Here is a 22,025-nt window from a genome sequence, read left to right on the forward strand (position 1 = left end):
TATGGTGGATATTTTCCCGGCTTTTACACAAACGATACCAACGGACATGATATTACCCCTACAAAAAACAAAATTTAAGGTTGGAAGTGAGATTTTAATTCTAACCTATATAATATTTTGAGAATTGATTTATAGATGGTTAATTAGCCATTCTTGCGACTAGATAAGAACATTCCGCCACCAATTAAACCGAGAGCGAATAGAGAAGTAGGTTCAGGTACTCGACGAGGTGGAGGTGGAGCAGTAAAAGTTTGCCAATTAGAAGCTAATAAGTCACTTCCCCCGCCACCTGCTCCTAACTGTTGGAAGCTAACAGCTACTTGTCCCTCATCATTACCACCACCGATACCTTTACCTGCCTCTTGTCTAGCGGTGGAGAAGATACTAGAAAAATCCTCTGCAGTAGTTCCCAAACCATCTTCAATATCTATAGTGAAAGTTAGAGTGTCACCGTTTCCGAGTCTGCCAACGGCTTGACCCGTAGTATCACCAGTATAATCAAACCTAGCACCACCTGTTGACTGAGTAACAACCCAATCATTAGGATTAATGTTAGAAATTGTGAAATCTGTACCAAGAACCAAATCGGGGTTAGTATTAAACCAGAATTGATCAATTAATGCTTCAGGATTAGTTTGTGTAGATGTATTGGTTAAAGTCCAGTAAAAAATTGATGAATCAGCAGCATCTTGATCGAGTTCTATTGAATAACCATAGTCTGTATTGACGTCACAGATAGAAGTTGCAGTTCCAGTAGTAGTGCTTGTACCCCCAGAACAAGATGCACTGGTTGAAAGAGAAGCGGCTTGTGCAGGCATAACTACTGCAAATACAGCACCAGCACTTAATATAGAAGAACCAATTAAAAAAGTAGATATTTTTTGTTGGAACATAGAAATCACCTTGATATAAATCTATAATTTTTTTGTTCATATCGCTAATTCTACGGATGAAACACCTGGGTTATATAAAGTTTTAATGAAGATATGCGTAATTTATATGAAGATTTGATGAAGTTGGCCAGAAATTTATCTTGGTTTTTTGCCTGATATAGACTCATATAGCGTTACACATAAGGCAAAAGTCAAAATTCAAAAGTAATCTATGAGTAAGTTTTAGCATTTAGAAATGTGCGCACCTTATTTGCGTAGTGCTATATAGATATATAGTGCTACGCATCAAGATTTACTGCTCTAAGCAAAAAAACGTAATGCTATAAATACAGCAGATTCGACCTTGTGAAGTACACTCATAGCGGGTAAGATGCCCAGACTACAAACATTTAATTGTTAATATTTGTACTTCACGAGCGAATCTGCTGTATCAATGTTTTTCCATAACATTATATAAATGCTAATTATCTCAATTATCTAAAATCATAATTCCACAGTACCCCGATACCCATCAACCCTAACTTTTTGCCCATCCTGTAAACGAGTCATAGCTCCAGAAACATTCATTACTGCCGGAATACCATACTCCCGCGCAATAATAGCTCCGTGGGATAACTGCCCCCCCACCTCAGCAATAATACCTTTTGCCTTCAATAACAAAGGTGCCCAACCAGCATCCGTATAAGGCACAACTATAATTAGATTTTCCGACTCAGCAAGATTTACCTCTAAACTCCGACAAACCTTGACATAACCTTCTACACAACCAACACTTCCCGGTATCCCTTGTAAAATAGAAACATTTTCCTCAGTAGAAATAGTTTCCTGACTTTCTTGGGGTAATACATTCCCATAAACTACAGAAGGAACTTGGCGATCGCGATCTTTCTCCAACTGTTCCTTTCTTTGAGAGATAATTTGTCTGAGAGTTTGGAGAGAGGTGGGAGAGGGGGAAGAAACTATATTAAATTCTCTTCTGTTTTGTTCTTCAGCTCCTACACTATTTGTTGGGTTTAGTTCCTCAACCCAACCTACAGAAGGTTCTGTATTAAATTTTGTTAGGTTTTCTTCCTCAAACATTCCCCCCTTATCAAGGGGGGTTAGGGGGGATCGTTCGTTATTAGGTGTAACTGTATTAAATTCTGTTGGATTTCGTTCCTCAACCCAACCTACTGTTAAAATCCATTGCTGAATTTCCTCAAATTCTAAATAAAAAATATCTCCTTTTTGCTCAAATATTCCTGTTTCTAATCCATAATTTTCTATTGCCAAAAACGTCCGTCGTAAATAAGCTAAAAGCTTCCCATAAACCTCAGCAATTTTACCCTTAGTTCTCGCACGCTTCGCACATTGCGCCAGTCGCCACCTCTGCCATAAATTTAAATACTTTAGCGAAAAATTATCTTTTTCCCTCTCACTTTTACGAGCCATTGCAAATAATAACTCACGGAAATTATCCGGCTTTTCTCCCCAAGTTGCCACAGCAATATCCGTACCAACTTCACTCAAATAACCATAACTTTCTAACCATTGCTGAAACTCCCTTTGTAATTCCTGATTTTGATCAAACTCTGCCTCTACTTCCACATCAGAATTAGTTGCCATTTTTAACTTAACTGCCAACTTTTGTAATTCTCGAATCGAAACAATTTCTGGAGCAGTATCAGTAGGCAACCATTCTTCAGAAATACGGAAGAGCGATCGCCTAATCGCCAAACCTATCGGACCCAAAATATTGTAATAAGTAATCGGTTTTAACCATTCCTGAATTCTTTCCGCTTGTGCCAATAATTCTGATAAAGATTGAGAGGAATTTTGTTTAAAATTATTTTCTAAACTTTCTAGTGCCGGAACAAAAATTTGATGATAGTCACGCTCAAACTCGTAATCGACTGCCATTTCTTTTTGAATCAAACGCCATAAACCAGGCAAAGCAGACCAGACTTTTTTCAAAGGCGGTTTTCCCATTTTTTGCCCTCGCAATAAAAACTCTAAACCCTGCTCCGGCAATCCCATCATTCTAAAAATTTCCCCTAACAAAGTGGCATTAAAATAAGCATGGGAACCGAGTAAAGTTGCCGTTTCCGTAAAATCTAACTTTGCTACCTTTTCCCCTAAAACAATAGTAAAAATTTCTCCCCAAATCCCACAAGTCAGAGGACGATTTATCGACCAAGTTAAAGGATGAATAGCTCCTGGAATTACTTCTGCTGCAATAGTTCGCGTCCAGATAGGTCTCAAATTAGTAATCGGGCGACTTTGCAAAATCCAAATTTTTTCCCCATCCCAACACCATTCAATATCTTGAGGTAAACCATGAAAAAATCCTTCAATTGCTTCTGCTTGATTTACTAATTCTTGAATAATTTCTGGAGGTAAAATATTCTGATTTTCTAACTGCTCTAAAGATTGATTTTTATCTTTTTCTTTTGGGTTGAATAGTCTTTCGTCTAAAGATTGTTTAAAATTGGTTGAAGTTTGAGTCACCATCCACTTTTTCCCTCCTCCTTCTTCCCTCTTTCTTCTTCCTTCTTCCTTCTTCCCTCTTTCTTTTTCAACAATTTCTAAATGTACAGGAGTCAACTGCCCACCCACAACTTTTTCTGCACCTCCAGGCAGAGCTTCAATAATTATTTTCTCACCACCATCCAAAGGATTACGAGTAAACATTACTCCAGCGACTTGACTTTTAATATAAGGCTGAATTAATACAGCCATTTCCGCATCAGGAATTTCTCTTTGTCGCCGATAAGCAACAGCCTCCGGTAACCAATAAGATTGACGACAAATATTAATTGCCTCTAATAATTCCGTTTCATTTCTGACAGGAAAAATAGTTTCATATTGTCCGGCAGCCGAACTGTTATCGCTATCTTCCCCCACTGCTGAAGAACGAACAATTAGAGGAAAACTCCAAGACATTTCATCTAACTTATCTAGAATTTTATCTACTGATAAAAACCCAGTCGAGAGGCGAGAATCAACAATAGATTTTTTGACCTCATTCCCTACAACCAATTCTCTATTTCCCTCTTCAATTGCAGGTAAAATAAAACCTTCAGGAACATTAAAACCAGCTTTTTTCAGTAGAGATAATCTGGCTGCTTTTTCTCCACAAACTTTAGGTTCGAGTTGACTATCAAGAGAAAATTTAGGTTGTTTCTGTAAAGCCATATCATCACTTTGGCGAAAATTTATTACTACTAAGAAAATGACTAATACTGCCATTGCCAATAATTCAGAAAAAGATGGTTCCTGGCGAAATAATAAAACCCATAACAAACTACTGAGACATCCCAAACGAGCAGACCATTGTCGAATATTTTGATTCTTTCGAGGAAAGATTTGTTTACCTATTACTAATATTAAAAAACCAGTTATTCCCGAAGCAAATGCAACAACAGAAGAATAAACTAAAATTCCCCAACTGGCATTAGTAACACCGCCACCTTGAGCAATAAAATATCTACCTGCCACTAAAAATATTAATCCTACTAATTGCCAAGTAGAAATTTCTGGAAATAATAATTTTGCTGCTAAAACAGGAGCAATACCTCTACTAATTTCTGCCAAGACAGCAAATATTGCCACAGGTTTTGGTGCGTGAACAAATGCTGCTGCCACACTAGCGTTACCTGTACCAACTTTTGTTAGGTCAATATTTGCCAGATTTTTAACTATTAAATTAGTGAGAGGAAAAGCCCCGATACAAAAGCAGAAAGTTAGAAATAATCCTGGAATTAATATTTGCATATCAACATATATCTTTGTACGGTCGCCTAGCCGTTACAGGTTTAAACTGAGTATCCACAAACTGCACCGACTTGTAGGTCTCAATCCACAAATGTGCGCCACAAGGTAAGGGTTCATAAGGCTTATAAACTATACGACACGGACCATCAATAACCATTTGATAACCCATATCATTACGATTTGTCTGCTTCAAGGTAACTACTGGTATTAATTGATCGGGAGTCATTATTTTTTGAAGTTTTCACGACAGAAGCGATCAGGATTAGCTATGTAATTAAATGTGTCATAGTTCATAAAAATATAGTCAAATATGACTAATCCTTATTTTGCAGGTGTTATCCTGACTGGGTGAACTACAACACCCTCTATCCCATGGTCAAAGACATTTGGGACTGCTTTTTTCATAATGTTCAAAGAACCATTCACATCAGCATTAATTAATCCTTTCCTGGCACTGCGATACAAACCTCTTTTTACTCTTTTTCCTGAGAAAGTGACTTGATTATTCTGACCTTTATTGTAGACAGGAATCAAATCATTATCTAGAAAACTTGATGCGGAGGTATAAGATTCTTCTGTAAGAATTACATTTATCCCTACCATCTTAGCTTTATAAGATAACATTTCTATTAACCTTTTATAGGGGACACAGACAAAATTTTGATTATTTCTTTTCCCTAGATTTATCTTCTGCTTCCAGTGTTCATTGTGCCCTATTATCAATGTTCCTATTTTCTGATTAATTAGAGTATCAATAATCAAACGAGATGATTTATGGAGATAATCATTGATTTTAAATTCTCTTTTATTACAAAGTTTTTTCAGCCTGAGGCTTGATTTATTTTCCCGGAGTTGAGATTGTAGGAAGCTCTTAACTTTGTTATAGTATTGATTGATAGATTTTAACGGTCTGCCATTGATCAAGAGCGGTTTGATTCCGGCTTGATTAAAAGTTAATGTAGCTAAGTTATTTAATCCTATATCAATACTGGCACAACGATTTTTTTCTAGCTCGTATTGTTTTTCGCATTTCTCATAAATCACCTCAATTACATAATGGTTAAGTCTAGGGACGAGACGAACTTGTTGAATTTGTGAAGTAGGTACTAATGTTTTTAGATAAATCCCAGTTTTACTCGGATTAATAATTCCTTGCTTAAGTTGCTTCTTGCTGATGGCTTGTTTTGTATAAACTACAATATTTCTTCCCGTTATTTTCTTTTTATATCCAGGAAGACGAGGACGAGATTTAAACTTTGATGGGTTCTTTTTATAAACATCGTTCGCTGCTAAAAAGCTTTTCCAGTTTCTATCTAGTATCATCAATATTTGTTGAGATAGTTTAGCTGGCATTGCTTGATAGTCTACTTGGGTAGAGAGTATTTTTTGTAGGTCATAGTAGGATAAATTTTTATTTTCAAATATCCAAGACTGACGAACTAAATAATTAGCATAGTTATAGAGATTTTTCGACAAGAAACACAGTCGGTTAATTTCAGCATAAAACCGATGTGTTGGTTGAATAATATGTCTCTCAACTAATTTCATAAATCAAGGAGTTAAAATTACGATTAGGCTCTGAGCATTTATTAGTTTTTATTATTATTTATCTTGAATTAAGCGCCAATTTGATTATACCATTAAACATCAGGTAGAGAGTTATTAAATTTTGTCAAATACTTAGTAGCTCTTTTGTACCAATAAACGAAGATATTTGACATTATTTGACTATATTTATGTACAACGTTTATTATACCATTTTGGCTTTCGTGGTGGAATTTTAGTCTCCCCTGGTCTGGAAATAATAGTGGATTTTTCTTTCAACTGATCCAGGCCGTGACATAATATTAATGGTACTCAAATAAAAATATAATAGGAAGATTTAATATGGTACAAGGCAATCTATGGATTCCGATAGCAGTTGTAGTAGTGGGCTTTGTGGCTGCTGTAAGTATTGGTTCAATTGCTTGGTATAATTCTAAGCGTCCTCCTGGTTGGGAAGATACCGAACGTCCTGACTATATTCCTCAAATAGATCAGGATGAAAATAGCTAGTTTTGCTAATGGATAATGGATAATTGATAATGAAAGAGTTTTTTTAATCTCTAATTTTCCTAACTCTCTAATGCTCTAATTATCCATTATCAATTAAATCAAGTATGGTTTTAACCAAAGGTAATTATCCATTAATGAAAGCTATTTTCAGGTCAATAAACTAATTGTAGGGACATTGCACCAACGTCCCTACAAGCAAAATATATTTTTACATCAATTTAATGCTATTTGTTTTTAATTCCACTGGGGAATTGATCAATTTTAGCGATACCGTAGAATGTAATGTTATCTTTTCCTACTCGTAGCCTATCCACTCGCAGTTGAGTATTTTCTATGGCAAATTTATCTAAATCTAGTAAGTTATTAACATGATCTATTAGAGATTGACCTAGGTCTACTGACTCTTGATTACCATTATATTTAACATTGACAAATTTGATTTTACGTCGCTCCTCCACTTCGATGTTAGCAGTAAAATCAACGTCTATGGGTTGATTTGAACTTCCTACTCCGACTTGAGTGTTTAGTCTTAAGGCTCTCTCTTCAGTAATATTCATTTGAGTGTTTTGGAAATGTAGGGGTTGCCCCTGATATGTAAGCCTTTGGAGTTTCTCTACCACAAATGGGGTATTGAAAGAGATAGTCAAATCTGACTCTGTTAATACTGTCCTCATAGTGGCCTGGATAGGCTGCTTGAGTTTTACTTTACCTGTAAAAATTGCACTGAAGTCTATTGATATAGCTTGTAGGTAAAGTTCCATGACTTCGATGCGAAGGCCATTATACATCTGCATTCCTTTGCCTATGAAATCAAACCCATCCAGACTACCCTGTAAGAGTTTGGCCACTGGCTCGGCGCGGACATTGGCTTCGACTTGATCGGAGCTTTTAAACAGGGCTGCAATTGCTGCTCCTGCTACCTTGCTTACTAGGCGATCGCCACTTTGATTTTGCATTGGTGTACTCGTAAACAATGCCGTCACCATAATTTTTCAAGATGTACCTTCGCTGATATTATAACCTTTTTGTGAAGAATTGTAAAATTTACTTGTACTTATGTAAATAATAAGCTTTACCAAATCTGCTGTAAACCCAAAAATTAAACTTTAGATTTTTGATTTTTGAATTTACCTAATCAAGAAAAATAATCGAGAGCTTGGAATCCGTCTATTTTTAAAGGGCGGAGGAAAAGCGTTTCATGTCGCGCAGCGAAACGGCGGTTTCAACCGCCGTGTTGGTTAAACGACGCATAGTTTATTAGACCTACGAAGCAGTTGGACTTTCTTAGGAGAAAATTGCCCGATTCGTTTCCAATTATGGTCATAGACGCTGATATTTTTGGTTTTAGTATTAGTAAAGCCGCCAATCCATCCGATGTCAGTTTTTCCTGCTTTTTCGGCAATAACTTTATCGCCGTATCGCAATCCAAAAGGAGTAATAGTTCCACCTTTGCGTTTACGAACACCGCCTTTTTCAGCATTATCAAAGTGCAAAGCACGACGGAAATAAGCAGGTCTAGTTATTACTCGAAAAACGCAATAAGTAATGTTAACATAACCTTTCCAACCCCTAGTATCACAGTTTTTTCTGGGAGTTACCCCATAGCGAACAAACTCGCTTGCAGCTAAAGCAATTCCATCCACTGCATGAGATTCTGGCACTTGGGCTTTTTTATCTTTGATTTTCTCTAATCCTAAATGTTGGCGAATTTGACTGGTTCCGTTCTTGTTTTTTTGCCAGCCATAAACGGTTTTAACTGGGGCAATAGATTTGAGTTTTTCTACACACCAATTTTGTCCAACCATGACTGGAGAAAATCCTTTACCCGAACGTGCTGCTTTTCTGCCACTGGTTAAATCTACATCGGCTTTAACTAGTTCATAAACAATGGTAGTAATAGGGAAAACTTTAGACAATTCTGTTATTATTCTAATTTCCATTTCCCTTGAAGCCCGAATAGATGGAGCTAGTTTACTTTTTTTGCAACGATTATTAAATCGCTTTTGCCTATGGGAGCGCTGGTTAAAAGGTACTTTCCTGTCAATTTTCCTGCCCCGTCGCACCTGACGTTGCAATGATCGACCTCTGACGTTTTTGATAACTTTTCCCCGTTTAATAACAGCAGAGCCAAGTCGTTCTTTAACACGCTCGAAAGGCAAAACCAAATGAGCAGTATAAAGGGTAAATTTAGCAGACTGTACGGCAATTCCCGTATAGTTTTTGCCAGGGTCACAACCAACCGATATTTTCTGGGTTTCGCGACCCGATGGTTCGGCCACCAAGCGAACATAATACAAACCCGCATCGTTCCAGTGGGAAGTTGCTTTTCCTCGTTGAACCCAATAACGCGCTCGCGATGCTTTTGTCGGCATTGCAGGAGAGCCATCAGGATTTTGGACAGGTACTCGAAGCATAAGAGATAATCCTTTTCGAGAAAGTTGTGTGTCCCTAAGACCACCAAAAGCGTTGTGTCCTGCAATAACGCAGTGCCTTTACCCAAAAAGGCCAACAGATAATCCAAACTAGGGAAACATTTGGAAGTGTTATCGCTTTTGGCTTATGGTCTAGCCAATTCTTAGTTAAGCGTTGGGTCGCTCAAGCTGCGTGGCTTCAGCCCGCAGAAGTTGACGAGGTGTGCCTTGGACACAAGCATCAGTTAATAAAGTCCCAGTCAGGTCAGCTTTTTCTACTAAAGCACAGAGCAAATTTGCTCTTTGTAAGTTTGTGCCTCGGAGTATCGCCCCACTTAGATTAGCCTCTTCTAAATCTGCCTGGGATAAGTCTGCACCAGAAAGATTAGCACTACTAAACTCTGCTTGAAACAAATTTGCTCTGATCAAATTCACTCCTCGTAAGTCAGCTCCCCGAAAATCAAGACCACTGAGGTCTAAATCATTAAAGATAGCTCCATTTAAGAATGCTCCTGCAAAGCTAGCTTCTCTAAGTTGAGCATCGATAAAAATAGCACCCCTTAAATCTGCATTACGAAAGTCTGCTCCTCTCAAGTCAGCAGCAGTAAAATCTACAGCCCGAAGATTAGCCCTTAGTTTTGCTTTCTGTAGATTTGCACCAGCAAAATTAACTCCAACCAAGTGAGCTTGATCGAAGTTTACTTCTGGAAGTTTAGTTCCTGCTAAATCTGCACCAGGGAGGTGAGCATTTGCCAAAAGTTTGATTTTACCTGCTCGAATGGCTGAAATATCAGGAGATGTTAATTCATTCATCTTTAATCAATTTTTAGATGTTAAGTTTTGGCTTTTAGTTAACATCATCTCTGTCTGTTGTACAAGGAATAAAATGTCAACCAGCTATTAGAGTATTTTAAGCTTGATGTGCCACTATGACATACCACTTGCCTATTAAATTTTGCGTTTAAAGGAATTAATGTACGGATGTTTTTGCACTAACAGCTTCTTCTAACCACACATTAGGTAATTGACTTGGCCTTTGAGGTAATTGCATTAGACCCATTTCTGTTAATCGAATCACATTACTAAGAGTTTCGACTAAAGTAGGATCAAAATAAGTACCACTACGATTGCTACACTTTTCTAACGCCTCTCCTAAACTCAGAGCAACTCGTTTACCTCGTGGTTGTGTCAGCTCTTGGAAGTAAGAAACTAATCCCAAGATTCGAGACTCTATAGATATTTCTTCTTCTCTGAGGCCATCTGGTTTACCACTACCATCCCAGTATTCCAAATGATGAACAATAATTTTGGTCACAGGTGCTAATTCTGGCATTGCTGCTAATAACTGACCTCCAAGGATACTCCTTTCCTGCCAAAAACTTAAAGTTGCATCATCTAATTCATCTGCTGTGTTAGTAAATATTTCTTTTGGTGCTGAGGTTAAACCTACTCGAAACAATAATCCAGCTAACCGCAAACGTCGTAACCGCAGAGTAGGTAAATCTAACATTTGCCCTAAAGTTTCAGATAAAGCTGCTACTTGTAGAGATGCTATAGAATTTGTTTGGTCACGTTCATCTACTTTCTGCGCCATCCGTAAAAATGCCTGCAATTTGTTAGCATTGAGGTTGCGACTTACTCGTAATGCTTGACCTTCTAATTCCCAAAGTTCCCTTGTTTGTCTATTCATGGCAATCATTTGTTCCTGAGTTGTTTGCAGGTAAGAAACTATTCTAGAAACTACATCACTCATATCTGTAGGTGCCATACCTTCATTCTTGAGAATTGCCTGATGTTGTTTTTGAATTGTGTCTGCTAGTGCAGGATTATAAGGGCGACATCTTTCTGTAAGTATTTCTGCTGCTTTTGCCACTAAGTTTCGATCAAACGTCCATAAACCGTAGAATTTTCTCTCTATATCTACAGTTGGTTTGCCGTGGGGTAAATATTCATCTTCAGATAGTTCATGGCAAAGTACCATAGCTGTATAAGTGGGAGCTAGTATGATTAAATTCCATTCATTAACCAAACTATCAGTTGTTTCAAGATTAACTAAAGAGACATTTTCTAGGTTACTTGTGGGATGTTTCGATAATCCACTATCTGGTACTGCACCAATCATAATATGAGAACTACATTGAGCTAGTTCTTGATAACGGTCTGCTTCTTGCAGATACCATTTTCCTTGTTGAAATGTTACTAAAACTAATGGTTTTCCTTCCGGTTCTATACTGCAAGTTTGCAATATATGGTCTTCTAAAGCATGACATAGAGCCACTAATGTATTTTTGAAATAAACTCCATAACTAGAGGGGAGTTTTCCTTCCGGACTAGCTTCTTTTAGTTGATTTAAAGTTGATTCTGGATTCATTCTAAATGATGATTATTTTATATATTTGTATTTGCTTTTTTATTTAACCTTTAGTATTAAGATAATTGCATTATTTTATTTATACATACTTTTATTATTTTGTCAAGTATTATCAAGTATTTATGTGCCAAAAAAAGTGGTAAAATATATGCGAATATAATTTAGGTATACAGCTATGACAGTGTATCAAGACAGGGAAGCATTTATTCCTTATTCCCGCAGAGATATCATAGAACTTTGTATTAAAGATGGTAAATTACCAGAAAATTGTCAACAAAAATTCAGAGATTTTTGTTCTATTCTGCTGGCATATTATCATTTCAAATTACATAAAACACTGGAAGTATTAAAGGAAAATTATGCGCCTTTTAATCCGGATGCTAATACTAAATATATTGCTGATTATTCTGACTCAGAATTAGCGACAATGAAAACTAAAGTAGTTCAGAGTTTTGCAAAAATATTACAACAAGGTAATTATTATCCCATATATAAGGCAAGTTTAGAACGTGCTTTTGACGAAATGTCACTAATCGAATTGAAAACATTTATTGATTTCAATGATTTTGAAGAAATGGTATGTTACTGTCGGGGAGATATTTATCAGACATATAGTTTTAAGAGGTTTTTCCGAAAAATTGAAAAGGAAATTAATATTTTTGAAAGAGTAGCTGTATTAATTAAGTGCAAGGATAAAGACAAGAATAATACTTCTGAAAATCCTCTGGAAGAGTCTAATTTAATTGCTAGTAAAATTTATATTTCTCTCTACAGAAATATCCCGAAAAATGATATAGCATTTCTATTTCCTAATGTAAAAGTTAGCATGACTTTGAAAGATCGTTTGATGTTAATAGTTCCTGCTATTGGTGCAGCAGTACCTATTGTATTGAGAATTGTACCCCAATTCTTATTAATTATTGGGGTAATTGTATTTTTGGTTCTCGGTCCTGATTATGTGGAACAATTAAAGTTGAGAGCTAATCCGCAAGATGTGAAAAATATGACAGGAATTTTATTGGGTTCATTATCTTTATTGGTGACTTTAGGAGGGTTTTGTTTTAAGCAATATAGTCAATACAAAACTAAACATATTAAGTTTCAAAAACAGGTGACAGAAACTTTATTTTTCAAGAATCTTGCTAATAATGCTGGTGTATTTCAAACTTTAACTGATGAGGCTGAAGAAGAGGAATGTAAGGAAATTATTTTGGTTTATTATCATTTATTAACGAGCAATACGTCGCTAACTCCAGAACAATTGGATGACAAAATTGAAGTCTGGATGGAGGAAAATTTTGATACAAAAATTGATTTTGATATCAATGGACCGTTGAATAATCTGACAAAAATTCAGGGCAAAATTGTCAGAGATGGTGAAGATGAGGATGAGGTTTCAGAGATACCATTATTAACCTATGATGAAAATGGTTGTTGTCAAGTTTTACCTCTAGATGATGCGAAACAATTAATAGATTATATTTGGGATAATGCGTTTCATTATGCTTAAGGAAGTGCAGATTAGGGGAGTGAGGGAAGTGTGTGAAGTGTAGGGAGACGGAGAAGTTTTGAGCTATTTATTGTATAAAAAAGTATAGTTTTGTTGAGATTTTATACTGAATAAAAATGATCGCTCACTCCTTTGTTAAAAACTTACCCCTGTAAGGAGTAGGGGAGTAAGGGAATATAAACACAACTGTAACTCAATAACTTGAGAAATTTGACAAACGTTATAATAGTTAGTTATTTAACAATAATAGAGGTAATTTGTGAAGTTCTCTCCCGTTAAATCAAGGATTATAACAGGAGCTTCTAAAACAAAGATAATTGAACCCAAGTTTCAAAAGTTTCTTGTTTCACGGGCTGACTAATGTCTAAGCCTCCACAAGCAGACAAGATGATACCCACCTCGTTTAATGCTTTATTTAATATATTCATTGCAGCGTTTTCATCTCTATCTAAAACTATTCCGCATTTAGGACAAGAATGAGTTCTAACTGACAAAGTTTTAGGTACTTTATGACCACAATTTGAACAATTTTGTGATGTATTGTGAGGAGTGACTTTGACTACATGAACACCGCGTTTTACCGCTACTGCATTCAACTTTTCAAGAAAAGCACCCCAGGCTACATCATAAATTGATTTTGATAGTTTAGTGTTTCTAGCTAAACCTTTAATATTAAGGTCTTCTAAAGCAATTAAGTCATGCTCTTTAACTAATTTATGAGCAGTTTTATAGTGGAAATCTTCTCTTTGTCTAGCAATATGTTGATGCAACCTAGCTACTTTATTTTGAGCCTTTTTCCAATTATTAGACCCAGTTTCTTTTCTATCTGCTTGACCTTGTTTTCTAGCTAAACTAGATTGTGCTTTTCTATATAAATTTGGAACAGAAACAGTCTCTCCAGTATTAGTTGTTAAAAACTCTTTGAGACCTACATCAATACCTACAGCAGTTTTAATATTATCTGTAGGAATTTGACTAGGAACTGACTTATCTTCCAAACTAAAACTGACATAATAGCCGTCAGCCTTTTTGGTTAATGTTGCAGTTTTAATAGTAAAGCCTTCTGGAATAAGTCTATGAACTATAACTGGAATTGCACCAAATCTGCTAATGATAATCTGCTTACCATCAAATTTAATTGCAGCTTTAGGATGATTAACCCTACTAAAACTTAATGACCTTAATTTCCTAGACTTCTTGAATTTTGGTCTACCAAATCTTTTACCTGTTTGATCGGGAACTAACCAACGTTGCCAAGATTTGTCTAACCTTCTGAGATTATTTTGTTGTACTTCAAAATATATCTCTTTATATTCTGGAAACAGTTTTTTAGTCTGTTTTAATTCTCCTGACTGAAAATGATAATCTGGTCTAATAGGAATCTCACCAATAGGACTTGAAATTATTGAGCAACGGTCTACTCGACATCTAGTTCTATTTAACCAGTCTAATCTTTGACCTAAAGCATAATTCCAATGCCTTCTCAAAAGTTCTAACCAATTATCTATTTTGGTTATTTGTTCTTGATTTGGTTTAATCTTGTAGCTATGACTTATTATCATTTTCTTTCCTTTTCGACCAGAATTCTCTTATAATAGTTTGTGTAAAGTTTGTGTAGTCAAAGTGAAAAGGACTGGATTAAATTTACGAATAAGTCATAACAGATTAAATAACCTAAGGTTATATGCAGCAGAAAACGAAAAAACAATGACCCAAGTGATAAGTGATTTCATAGATTCATTAAAACTTAAAAACAAAAATAAAGAACAAAAAACTTGAACCTAAGAGGAAAATAGTTTATATGCTGGCTGTTTTCCTCTCACCATTAAATCATAGATTATAACGGGAGTCCCCAACAGCTATTCCTTGATGGAAGCTGGTTTAGTAGGTTTGGTGGGTTGGGGATTATCAAAAATTACTGACTCTTTGTGGGATACTGCCTAAAGTCAATGCATAATTTATAGGTAATTTATGGAAGCTGGTTTAGTAGGTTTAGCTGGTTGGGGATTATCAAAAATTGCCGACTCTTTGTGGGATACTGCCTGGGAAAAAGGAGGCAAAAGTCTCACTCAATCTCTGAAGAAAACAGATTTAGAAAAAGCTTTAAAATCCGGTGAAAAATCTATTGAGGTATGGGAAAAACAACTCCCTCCTCAGCAACTTTTATTCTATTCTGCTAAAAAGGATGGATGGAACGGAGCTAACAATTTTTTGAGCCAATATTTTGAACATTCTGCCGTTTTGACTGAATTACAAAAACCATTAAATAATCAAGGTAAGCCAGATATTGATATTTTAATTACTATCTTTCAACAGGAAGCTGAAGCTAAAAATATTCAATTAAATTTAGAAAGTATACAGCCGTGGATAGAAACTTTTGTTAATGCTTATTTTCAACAAACCGATACTTATATTAAATTTCAGGTTGCCAAACAAAATTATTTTGAACAGTTAGCTAATTGGTTTGATGATGTGAAATTTGCTGGGATTTCTGTGCCTGGGCAAGAAGTAGAAAAGTCAGAGAAATTAGCTAACATTTTTGTCATGCCAGATGTGGTAGAGGATGTCTCGACGGGAGGAGGTTTTGAACAGGATTTATTATTAGGAGGAACTGGGGAACTGGAAAGGGAACTATTGGCAAATACCACTGGCAGGAAATTTTTAGCTTCGGAATTATTGACTCAAAGTCGAGGGCGTAAATTTGTTATATTGGGTGCCCCTGGTTCGGGAAAAACAACTTTGATGAGTTATTTTGCCGTGATGTTGGCAGAGAAACAGCCTCAATTTTTGGGTTTAGATACTGAAACTGACTGGTTACCAATTTTAATCAGGATGCGAGACTTAGCTAGACATCCAGATAAAAGTATTCTCGAATATGCTCGGATATTTGCTGAGAAAACCATGGCAGTGAAAACTTTACCGACGGGATTTTTTGAACATTGGTTGGAAGATGGTAGAGCATTAATATTGTTGGATGGTTTGGATGAAGTGGCAGAGGAAGGCAAACGTTATGATGTGGTTAGACGCATTGAGAATTTTTTAGGGCAGTTTGACAGAAACCGGGCAATTATTACATCTCGCCCGGCGGGGTATCGGCGCGACTTTTTCCGCACTACCGAATTTCCCCACTATCAAATGCAGTCTTTTGATGATGAGAAGATTTCGACGTTTATCAATAATTGGTATGACAGTCGGTTTAAAGATAAAGTGGAGGCGGAAAGGCGGAAAGAAAGTTTGCAAAAGGCGTTGGATGATAATGACAGGATTAAATTATTGGCACGGAATCCTTTGTTGTTGACAATTATTGCTTTGATTCATCGGTATCAGGCGGTTTTGCCGAAGGAAAGACATCGACTTTATGACAAGGCGGTGGAAACTTTGTTAATTTCTTGGGATGCGAATAAGGAGTTAAGTAGTGATGGGCGGTTGAAGTATTTAGGTTTGGATGACTTGCGCAGGTTGATGGAATTATTGGCATATTGGGTACATACTCAAGGAAATGTTGGCAATGGTGAAGGTGGTACTTTGATAGATAAGGATGAGTTGATTTCTCAGTTGAGTCGAGAAATTAAGGGGTTGAAGCAGGTGCAGTTGTATCAGGCAAAGGAAGAGGCGGAAAGATTTGTGGATTTGATTCGGGAACGCACTGGTTTGTTGAACGAGCAGGGGCAAGACTGTTATGCTTTTGTGCATAAGACTTTTCAGGAATATTTGTCTGCTGAGGAAATTGACTATCAGTTAGAGAATGAATTTGATTTTGGGATTATTTTAAATGCCATTCGAGAACATTTGCATGATGCTCACTGGCGAGAGGTTTTATTGTTGTTGATAGCTCAACAAAAGCCTAAAAATGCGGCGAAAGCTATTCGAGCAGTTTTGAATAATGGTAGTGAGTATGAGGAGTGGTTACATCGGGATTTGTTTTTTGCTGGAAATTGTTTGGCGGAAAATCCGAAAGGTTTGCGGAGTGTTGGTAGTGAGTTGGTGCAGGAGATTTTGGAGAGGTTGGTTGAGTTGGAGGTTAGTAGTGAAGAGAAGGTTGGCGAGAAAGTTCGGGAGCAGGTTTCTCAGATTTTTTGTAGTTTGTATGAAACTGATTTTGAGAGACAAGTTTTAGAGATGTTGAAAGGGCAGGCAGATTTGATTGATGAGGAAAGGTTACTGAAATATCGAGGAGAGTTAGGGGAAAAGGATGAGGTAATTACAATATTGCTAGCACGGCTTCAAGATGAGAAGCCTTTTGTGCGTGGATCGGCAGTTTTCACTTTGGGAATGTTGGGCAATAGTTCACGAACAGGCAATAGCTCACAAAAGGGAGTAGTCGGTAGGTTTCGAGAAAATAAGTTTTTAGTGCATAGAAACACAAGCTATGCTTTGGGCAATAGTTCACAAACAGTAGTCAGTAGTTTACTAGCAATGCTTCCGATTGAAAAAGACTCTGAAGTGCGTGGGTTGTTGGCCTACACCCTTGGCAACTTAGGCAATAGTTCACAAACAGTAGTTAGTAGCTTACTAGCACTGCTTCAGGATGAAAATTCTGAAGTGCGTTGGGGTGCTGCTGATGCCTTGGGTAATTTGGGTAATACTTCTGAGACTGTAGTTAGTGCTTTGCTAGAAAGTTTAAGTTTAAATGACAGTTCTGGGACTTGTTACAAAGCTGCTTCGGCGTTGAACAAATTATCTGATAATTCAAAGAAACTGGTTAATCAATTAGTAGAGTTACTAAACAAAGATGATTCCAGTTTTTACGCTGGAGCTGCTGATACTTTAGGCCAATTAAACGATAAATCTGAGATTGTAATTAATGCTTTATTGACAAGACTAGAATATCCAGATTCTAGTGTCCGTGTTAGAGCTGCGGAAGCTTTAGTTAATTTAGACAATAATTTACCAATTATTTTTAACACTTTAGTGGAACTGTTAGAAGACGAAAATTTTGTAGTCCGCAAAGTTGCTACCCGTACTTTAGGAGAGTTTGTAAATGGCTCCAATACTCACACTGTTGTTAATGTTTTGCTACTAAGACTTAAAGATAGTAATCCTGTTGTACGTTGGAATGCTGCAGTAGCTTTAGGCAAGTTAGTTAATAGCTCAGATACTGTGGTTACTTTTTTGCTACCACTATTGGAGGATGAAAATTTTTTTGTACGAAGGAAAGCAGCCTTAGCTTTAAGTAATTTAGGCAAAAAATCTGACAATATCTTCCCCATAATTATTCAATGGATTCAACAACATCAAGATTCAGAATATGTCGGCAGAGGTATTGATGTGCTGTGGTATTTAGTTGTAGGTGAGGAAAGTTAAGACGATGAGGCAGTCTGTCAAAATTAAATAATTAGGCTGTGGGAGTATCCTGCTCCCCTTATCAGTCAAAAATTCATTGATTGATTTTTGAAACAACAGTTGCGCAATAGTTGCCCTAAAAATCAACTAGGTCTTGCCGAAACGGGAGAGCGCGAGTTATCCAGTAGGGGAGGCCGTTCGCCCCTACCAATTGTAGAGCGATTGCCTATTCCCCATCCAATTCTGCCAACCAATTAGACAAATCTTCCAAACTATTAAAACTTAAAATTGCTCCTCCTAAATCTCCTAACTTTTCCATAGATAACTGTTGAATATTTTCTCGAATTATTTCAGTTATTTCTCCTGGAAACCTTCTCTCCAGTTGACCTAATATTAATCTCTGCATTGACAACTTACCAATTTCTAATCCTTCTTCTCGTCCTTCTTCTCGTCCTTCTTCTAATCCTTCTTCTCGTCCCTCCTGTCGAGCTAAGATAATTTCACCTGTACGGTCTTCCAAAAATATTTCTCGCTTATGTACTTCTTCTAATTCTTTTCTAGATAAATTTGCTGCACTTGCTCTATTCAAAGCTTTTTCTATCTCTTCAACTTCGGCCAAAGTATTAGGAATAACTTCTAAACTTGGAGCTTCCTTAATAAAATAAATCCATTTATCTGTGATAGTTTCTAACTCTTCTAATTTTTTCGGAAACTTTGGCAATTCTACAAATATCATTGCTACTTCTTCATCTACATATTCAAATAATTGCTCTTTCTCCTTAAACACAAAATGACTAATATATTGTGGTTTTTCCTCAAACATTTCAAAGTCTGTAATCGTCAAAGCAATTACTGGTTTTAATTTTCGGTATCCTTCTCCAGTTTTTAGTTGATTTCCATAAGTTTTACAAAGATTATAAACTACTCGCTTTTCAAAGGCAGGAACATTTAATACCTGCATTTCAATAATCACATTGGAGCCATTATTTAATACTGCTTTAACATCTAAATAACTATCTTTTAAATCTACTGTATCTCCAGGATTATAGGGGTCAATTATTTCCAAGTCTTGAATAATAGACTTGCCATAATATATCAAGGCATTTAAGAAACTAATCAAAATATCTTTACTCTCAGTTGAGCCAAAGATTTTTTTGAAGGCAAAATCTGTTTTAGGACTAATAAATCTCATTTTTTTAAGGGAGTTATTTCAGTTATCAGTTATCAGTTATCAGTTATCACTTGCCTCTATGGAATCAGGAGGCTTGATACAAGGAATATTCTCTTTATTTATCCCCTTAAAAGGGTCAGCACATACTCACAATTTTTCGGCAAAGAGTAGGGAGTAGGGAATAAGAAAAAATATCACTCTTTATTTGATTTTACCAAAAAATTCAAGTATAAAGCCTTTCCATTCATGGAAAAAAAATCAAAAAAATCCTTTTAGCCAATTCTCTTTTTTATAAGAAGAGGTAATTCTAAATTCTAAATTCTAAATTCTAAATTATTGAAGTTTTGACTTGAGCTGAGAGCTAATAGCTGAATGTTTAAAACTATAAGATGAAATTCGGTTATACAGTAATAGCAAAATTACTTCCTCTTAATATAGATGTTCTATTAAATACAAATTTAAAAATTCAGTAGTTCAAATTCTTTCTTTCTCCTGACTCCTGACTCCTGACTCCTGACTGCTCAACTCCTCAAATCCTTACTTTTCTCTTGCACCAATATTGCAGCATCAACCGCCGATAACCCAGAAACATCAAATTTATAAATAGCACCACTCCTTTTCTCCAAATCATAAGTATAGGTTTTATCGTAATAGTGCAGAATTAAATCTGAAGCTGCTGCCAAATTTCCCTCCCTCAGAAAATTAATCGTTTCTTTCTCTCGTACACCTCCCAATCTTTTGCGAATACGTTCGGTAGCAGCAATCAAATCATTAATATCCGCTTCTCCATATATTTCTACCAAAAAAGCGACTCTTTCCTGACGACTGCGACTTATTTCTATCACTGTAGCCTTTTCCATTTGTGCAAAAATATCCTGGGGAATACGACACATCCCAATACGTTTACTCTCAGCTTCGACCCATAAAGGTTGACTCCGGTCAAACTTCGCCCATTCCATCGCCACAAGATTCCAAAATTGCTCATTAGTAGGTTGAGGTAACTGCCCCAAACCACCAAAACTACTACCTCTATGATTGGCAAGAGCTTCCAAATCTAACACTTGTTCCCCCATATTTATTAAAGCCCGCAATATTTCTGTTTTGCCACTACCAGTCATTCCGCCCAAAACAATAATTTTTTGGGGAACTGAAAATAGAGAAAGCGCCCAATGCCGAAATCCCTTATAACCACCGATCAGTAGAGCAACATTAAATCCAGCGGTTTCCAGTAACCAAGCAACAGAAGCACTACGCATTCCACCCCGCCAACAATGAATTCTAACTTGACGATCTGGAGCTAAAATTTTGGCATGGGCAACAAAATCAGCTAATTTCGGACCAGCGATCGCTAACCCTAGTTCTACAGCTTCATCTTTGCCTTTTTGTTTATAACAAGTTCCGACTAGGGCACGTTCTTCATTATTAAATAGAGGGAAACTAACAGCTCCAGGAATATGACCTTGAGCATATTCAGCGGGACTGCGAACATCGAGAATAGTTCCCGGTACTTGGAAAAATGCGTCAGGTTTGAGAGATTTTGGCATATTTAGGAAGGAACAAGTTAGAAGGAAGAAGGAAGAAGTATAAATTATTCAGGACTTATGCAGGTTAACCCAGAAACCCGATTTCTTGTAGAAACTGGGTTTCTTTGTGTAATAAGTTCTGATTGGTATAAAATTCTATCATAATTTATTCAAGGAAGATGTTATGACTGCAGGCCAACAATTACGTCAAATATTGGAACAACCAGGAACTTTGGTGCTGCCTGGGGTTTATGATTGCATAGGAGCAAAAATTGTAGAACAAATAGGATTTTCTGCTATGTTTACCAGTGGGTTTGGCATTTCTGGTTCTACTCTTGGTCGCCCTGATTATGGTTTTCTCACTGCTACAGAAATGCTCTACGCTGTCAGGCGTATTACTGAGTCAGTAAATATTCCTTTAGTAGCAGATATTGATACTGGATATGGCAATCCCTTAAATGTGATTAGAACTGTAACTGATATTGTGAATATGGGGGTTGCCGGAATTATTTTGGAAGACCAAGAATGGCCGAAAAAATGCGGTCATTTTGAGGGTAAGCGAGTTATTCCAATGGCAGAACACATAGAGAAAATTAAAGCGGCGGTTCATGCTAGGGGTGATAGTGGTTTGGTAATTATTGCTCGGACGGACGCTCGTGCCCCATTGGGTTTGGATGAAGCTATTAAGCGGGGGCGTGCTTGTGCTGAAGCTGGTGCAGATGTAGTTTTTATTGAGGCACCTCAGTCTGTGGAAGATTTACAGGCGATCGCTACTGCTTTTGAGGATGTGTATTTATTTGCAAATATGATTGAGGGTGGAAAAACTCCAGTTTTATCGGGTAAGGATTTGGCAGAAATGGGTTTTAAAATAGTAGTTTATCCTCTGTCTGGATTATTTTCTGCTACTAAAGCAATGATAAATTGTTATACTCAATTGTTTGAAAATAGAACTACGGCAGGGTTGACAGATATTGTTTCGTTCCAGGATTTTGAAGAGATTATTGAAGTGCCTAAATATCAAGAGTTGGAGCAGAAGTTTTCAGTTGATTAAATTA

Annotated in this window: 15 protein-coding genes; 4 read left to right on the plus strand and 11 right to left on the minus strand. The window is 36.6% G+C overall.

The annotated features are described in order from the left end of the window. Nucleotides 1–143 precede the first annotated feature (143 nt). From ACP6PL_RS14110 to ACP6PL_RS14125, 4 genes are all read right to left on the minus strand, one after another. Nucleotides 144–893 (minus strand): PEP-CTERM sorting domain-containing protein, encoded by a 750-nt coding sequence (locus ACP6PL_RS14110; RefSeq protein WP_426545896.1) that lies wholly within the window; start codon nucleotides 891–893, stop codon nucleotides 144–146. Nucleotides 894–1,376: 483 nt separating this feature from the next. Further along, entirely contained in the window at nucleotides 1,377–4,646 is a 3,270-nt protein-coding gene (locus ACP6PL_RS14115; protein ID WP_426545897.1) for a glycerol-3-phosphate acyltransferase, read from the minus strand. A 1-nt stretch (nucleotide 4,647) separates the two neighbouring features. Next, on the minus strand, nucleotides 4,648–4,872 hold the full coding sequence (locus ACP6PL_RS14120; RefSeq protein WP_426545898.1) for a hypothetical protein: 225 nt from the start codon (nucleotides 4,870–4,872) through the stop codon (nucleotides 4,648–4,650). A 95-nt stretch (nucleotides 4,873–4,967) separates the two neighbouring features. Continuing rightward, nucleotides 4,968–6,194, minus strand: a complete 1,227-nt coding sequence (locus tag ACP6PL_RS14125; protein WP_426545899.1) for an RNA-guided endonuclease InsQ/TnpB family protein — start codon at nucleotides 6,192–6,194, stop codon at nucleotides 4,968–4,970. A gap of 339 nt (nucleotides 6,195–6,533) precedes the next feature. On the opposite strand from ACP6PL_RS14125, the gene psb35 reads away from it, so the two are divergent. Then, entirely contained in the window at nucleotides 6,534–6,701 is a 168-nt protein-coding gene (psb35, locus tag ACP6PL_RS14130) for a photosystem II assembly protein Psb35 (protein ID WP_426545900.1), read from the plus strand. Nucleotides 6,702–6,925: 224 nt separating this feature from the next. Here the strand turns inward: psb35 and ACP6PL_RS14135 are convergent, their stop codons facing one another. From ACP6PL_RS14135 to ACP6PL_RS14150, 4 genes are all read right to left on the minus strand, one after another. Next, nucleotides 6,926–7,687 carry an LmeA family phospholipid-binding protein gene (locus ACP6PL_RS14135; RefSeq protein ID WP_426545901.1) on the minus strand — a complete coding sequence of 254 codons (762 nt, stop codon included), beginning with the start codon at nucleotides 7,685–7,687 and terminating at the stop codon, nucleotides 6,926–6,928. Between the two features lie 252 nt (nucleotides 7,688–7,939). Beyond that, nucleotides 7,940–9,115: an RRXRR domain-containing protein gene (locus ACP6PL_RS14140; protein WP_426545902.1), complete on the minus strand. Its 1,176-nt coding sequence runs from the start codon at nucleotides 9,113–9,115 to the stop codon at nucleotides 7,940–7,942. A 165-nt stretch (nucleotides 9,116–9,280) separates the two neighbouring features. Beyond that, nucleotides 9,281–9,925 (minus strand): pentapeptide repeat-containing protein, encoded by a 645-nt coding sequence (locus tag ACP6PL_RS14145; RefSeq protein WP_426545903.1) that lies wholly within the window; start codon nucleotides 9,923–9,925, stop codon nucleotides 9,281–9,283. A gap of 157 nt (nucleotides 9,926–10,082) precedes the next feature. Continuing rightward, the gene (locus ACP6PL_RS14150) at nucleotides 10,083–11,483 is read right to left on the minus strand and encodes an HD domain-containing phosphohydrolase (protein ID WP_426545904.1); all 1,401 of its coding nucleotides are present in this window, start codon (nucleotides 11,481–11,483) and stop codon (nucleotides 10,083–10,085) included. 175 nt (nucleotides 11,484–11,658) lie between these two features. Here ACP6PL_RS14150 and ACP6PL_RS14155 point away from each other — a divergent pair, with 175 nt between their 5' ends. After that, on the plus strand, nucleotides 11,659–12,993 hold the full coding sequence (locus tag ACP6PL_RS14155; protein WP_426545905.1) for a TMEM143 family protein: 1,335 nt from the start codon (nucleotides 11,659–11,661) through the stop codon (nucleotides 12,991–12,993). A 302-nt stretch (nucleotides 12,994–13,295) separates the two neighbouring features. Here ACP6PL_RS14155 and ACP6PL_RS14160 read toward each other — a convergent pair whose 3' ends face one another. After that, entirely contained in the window at nucleotides 13,296–14,555 is a 1,260-nt protein-coding gene (locus ACP6PL_RS14160) for an RNA-guided endonuclease InsQ/TnpB family protein (protein ID WP_426545906.1), read from the minus strand. A 409-nt stretch (nucleotides 14,556–14,964) separates the two neighbouring features. Between ACP6PL_RS14160 and ACP6PL_RS14165 the strand changes: the two genes are divergently transcribed. After that, nucleotides 14,965–18,297 carry a HEAT repeat domain-containing protein gene (locus ACP6PL_RS14165; protein ID WP_426545907.1) on the plus strand — a complete coding sequence of 1,111 codons (3,333 nt, stop codon included), beginning with the start codon at nucleotides 14,965–14,967 and terminating at the stop codon, nucleotides 18,295–18,297. Between the two features lie 205 nt (nucleotides 18,298–18,502). Here the strand turns inward: ACP6PL_RS14165 and ACP6PL_RS14170 are convergent, their stop codons facing one another. Beyond that, a complete protein-coding gene (locus ACP6PL_RS14170) occupies nucleotides 18,503–19,468 on the minus strand; it encodes an Rpn family recombination-promoting nuclease/putative transposase (RefSeq protein WP_426545908.1) in 966 nt (321 codons plus the stop codon). Between the two features lie 500 nt (nucleotides 19,469–19,968). Continuing rightward, complete coding sequence (mnmH, locus tag ACP6PL_RS14175; protein ID WP_426545909.1) at nucleotides 19,969–20,991, minus strand: tRNA 2-selenouridine(34) synthase MnmH; 1,023 nt, start codon at nucleotides 20,989–20,991, stop codon at nucleotides 19,969–19,971. A 163-nt stretch (nucleotides 20,992–21,154) separates the two neighbouring features. On the opposite strand from mnmH, the gene ACP6PL_RS14180 reads away from it, so the two are divergent. Next, on the plus strand, nucleotides 21,155–22,021 hold the full coding sequence (locus ACP6PL_RS14180; protein ID WP_426545910.1) for an isocitrate lyase/PEP mutase family protein: 867 nt from the start codon (nucleotides 21,155–21,157) through the stop codon (nucleotides 22,019–22,021). The last annotated feature ends 4 nt before the right edge of the window (nucleotides 22,022–22,025 follow it).

The sequence above is a fragment of the Dapis purpurea BLCC-M126 genome, assembly GCF_050015975.1.
Lineage (GTDB): Bacteria > Cyanobacteriota > Cyanobacteriia > Cyanobacteriales > Microcoleaceae > Trichodesmium.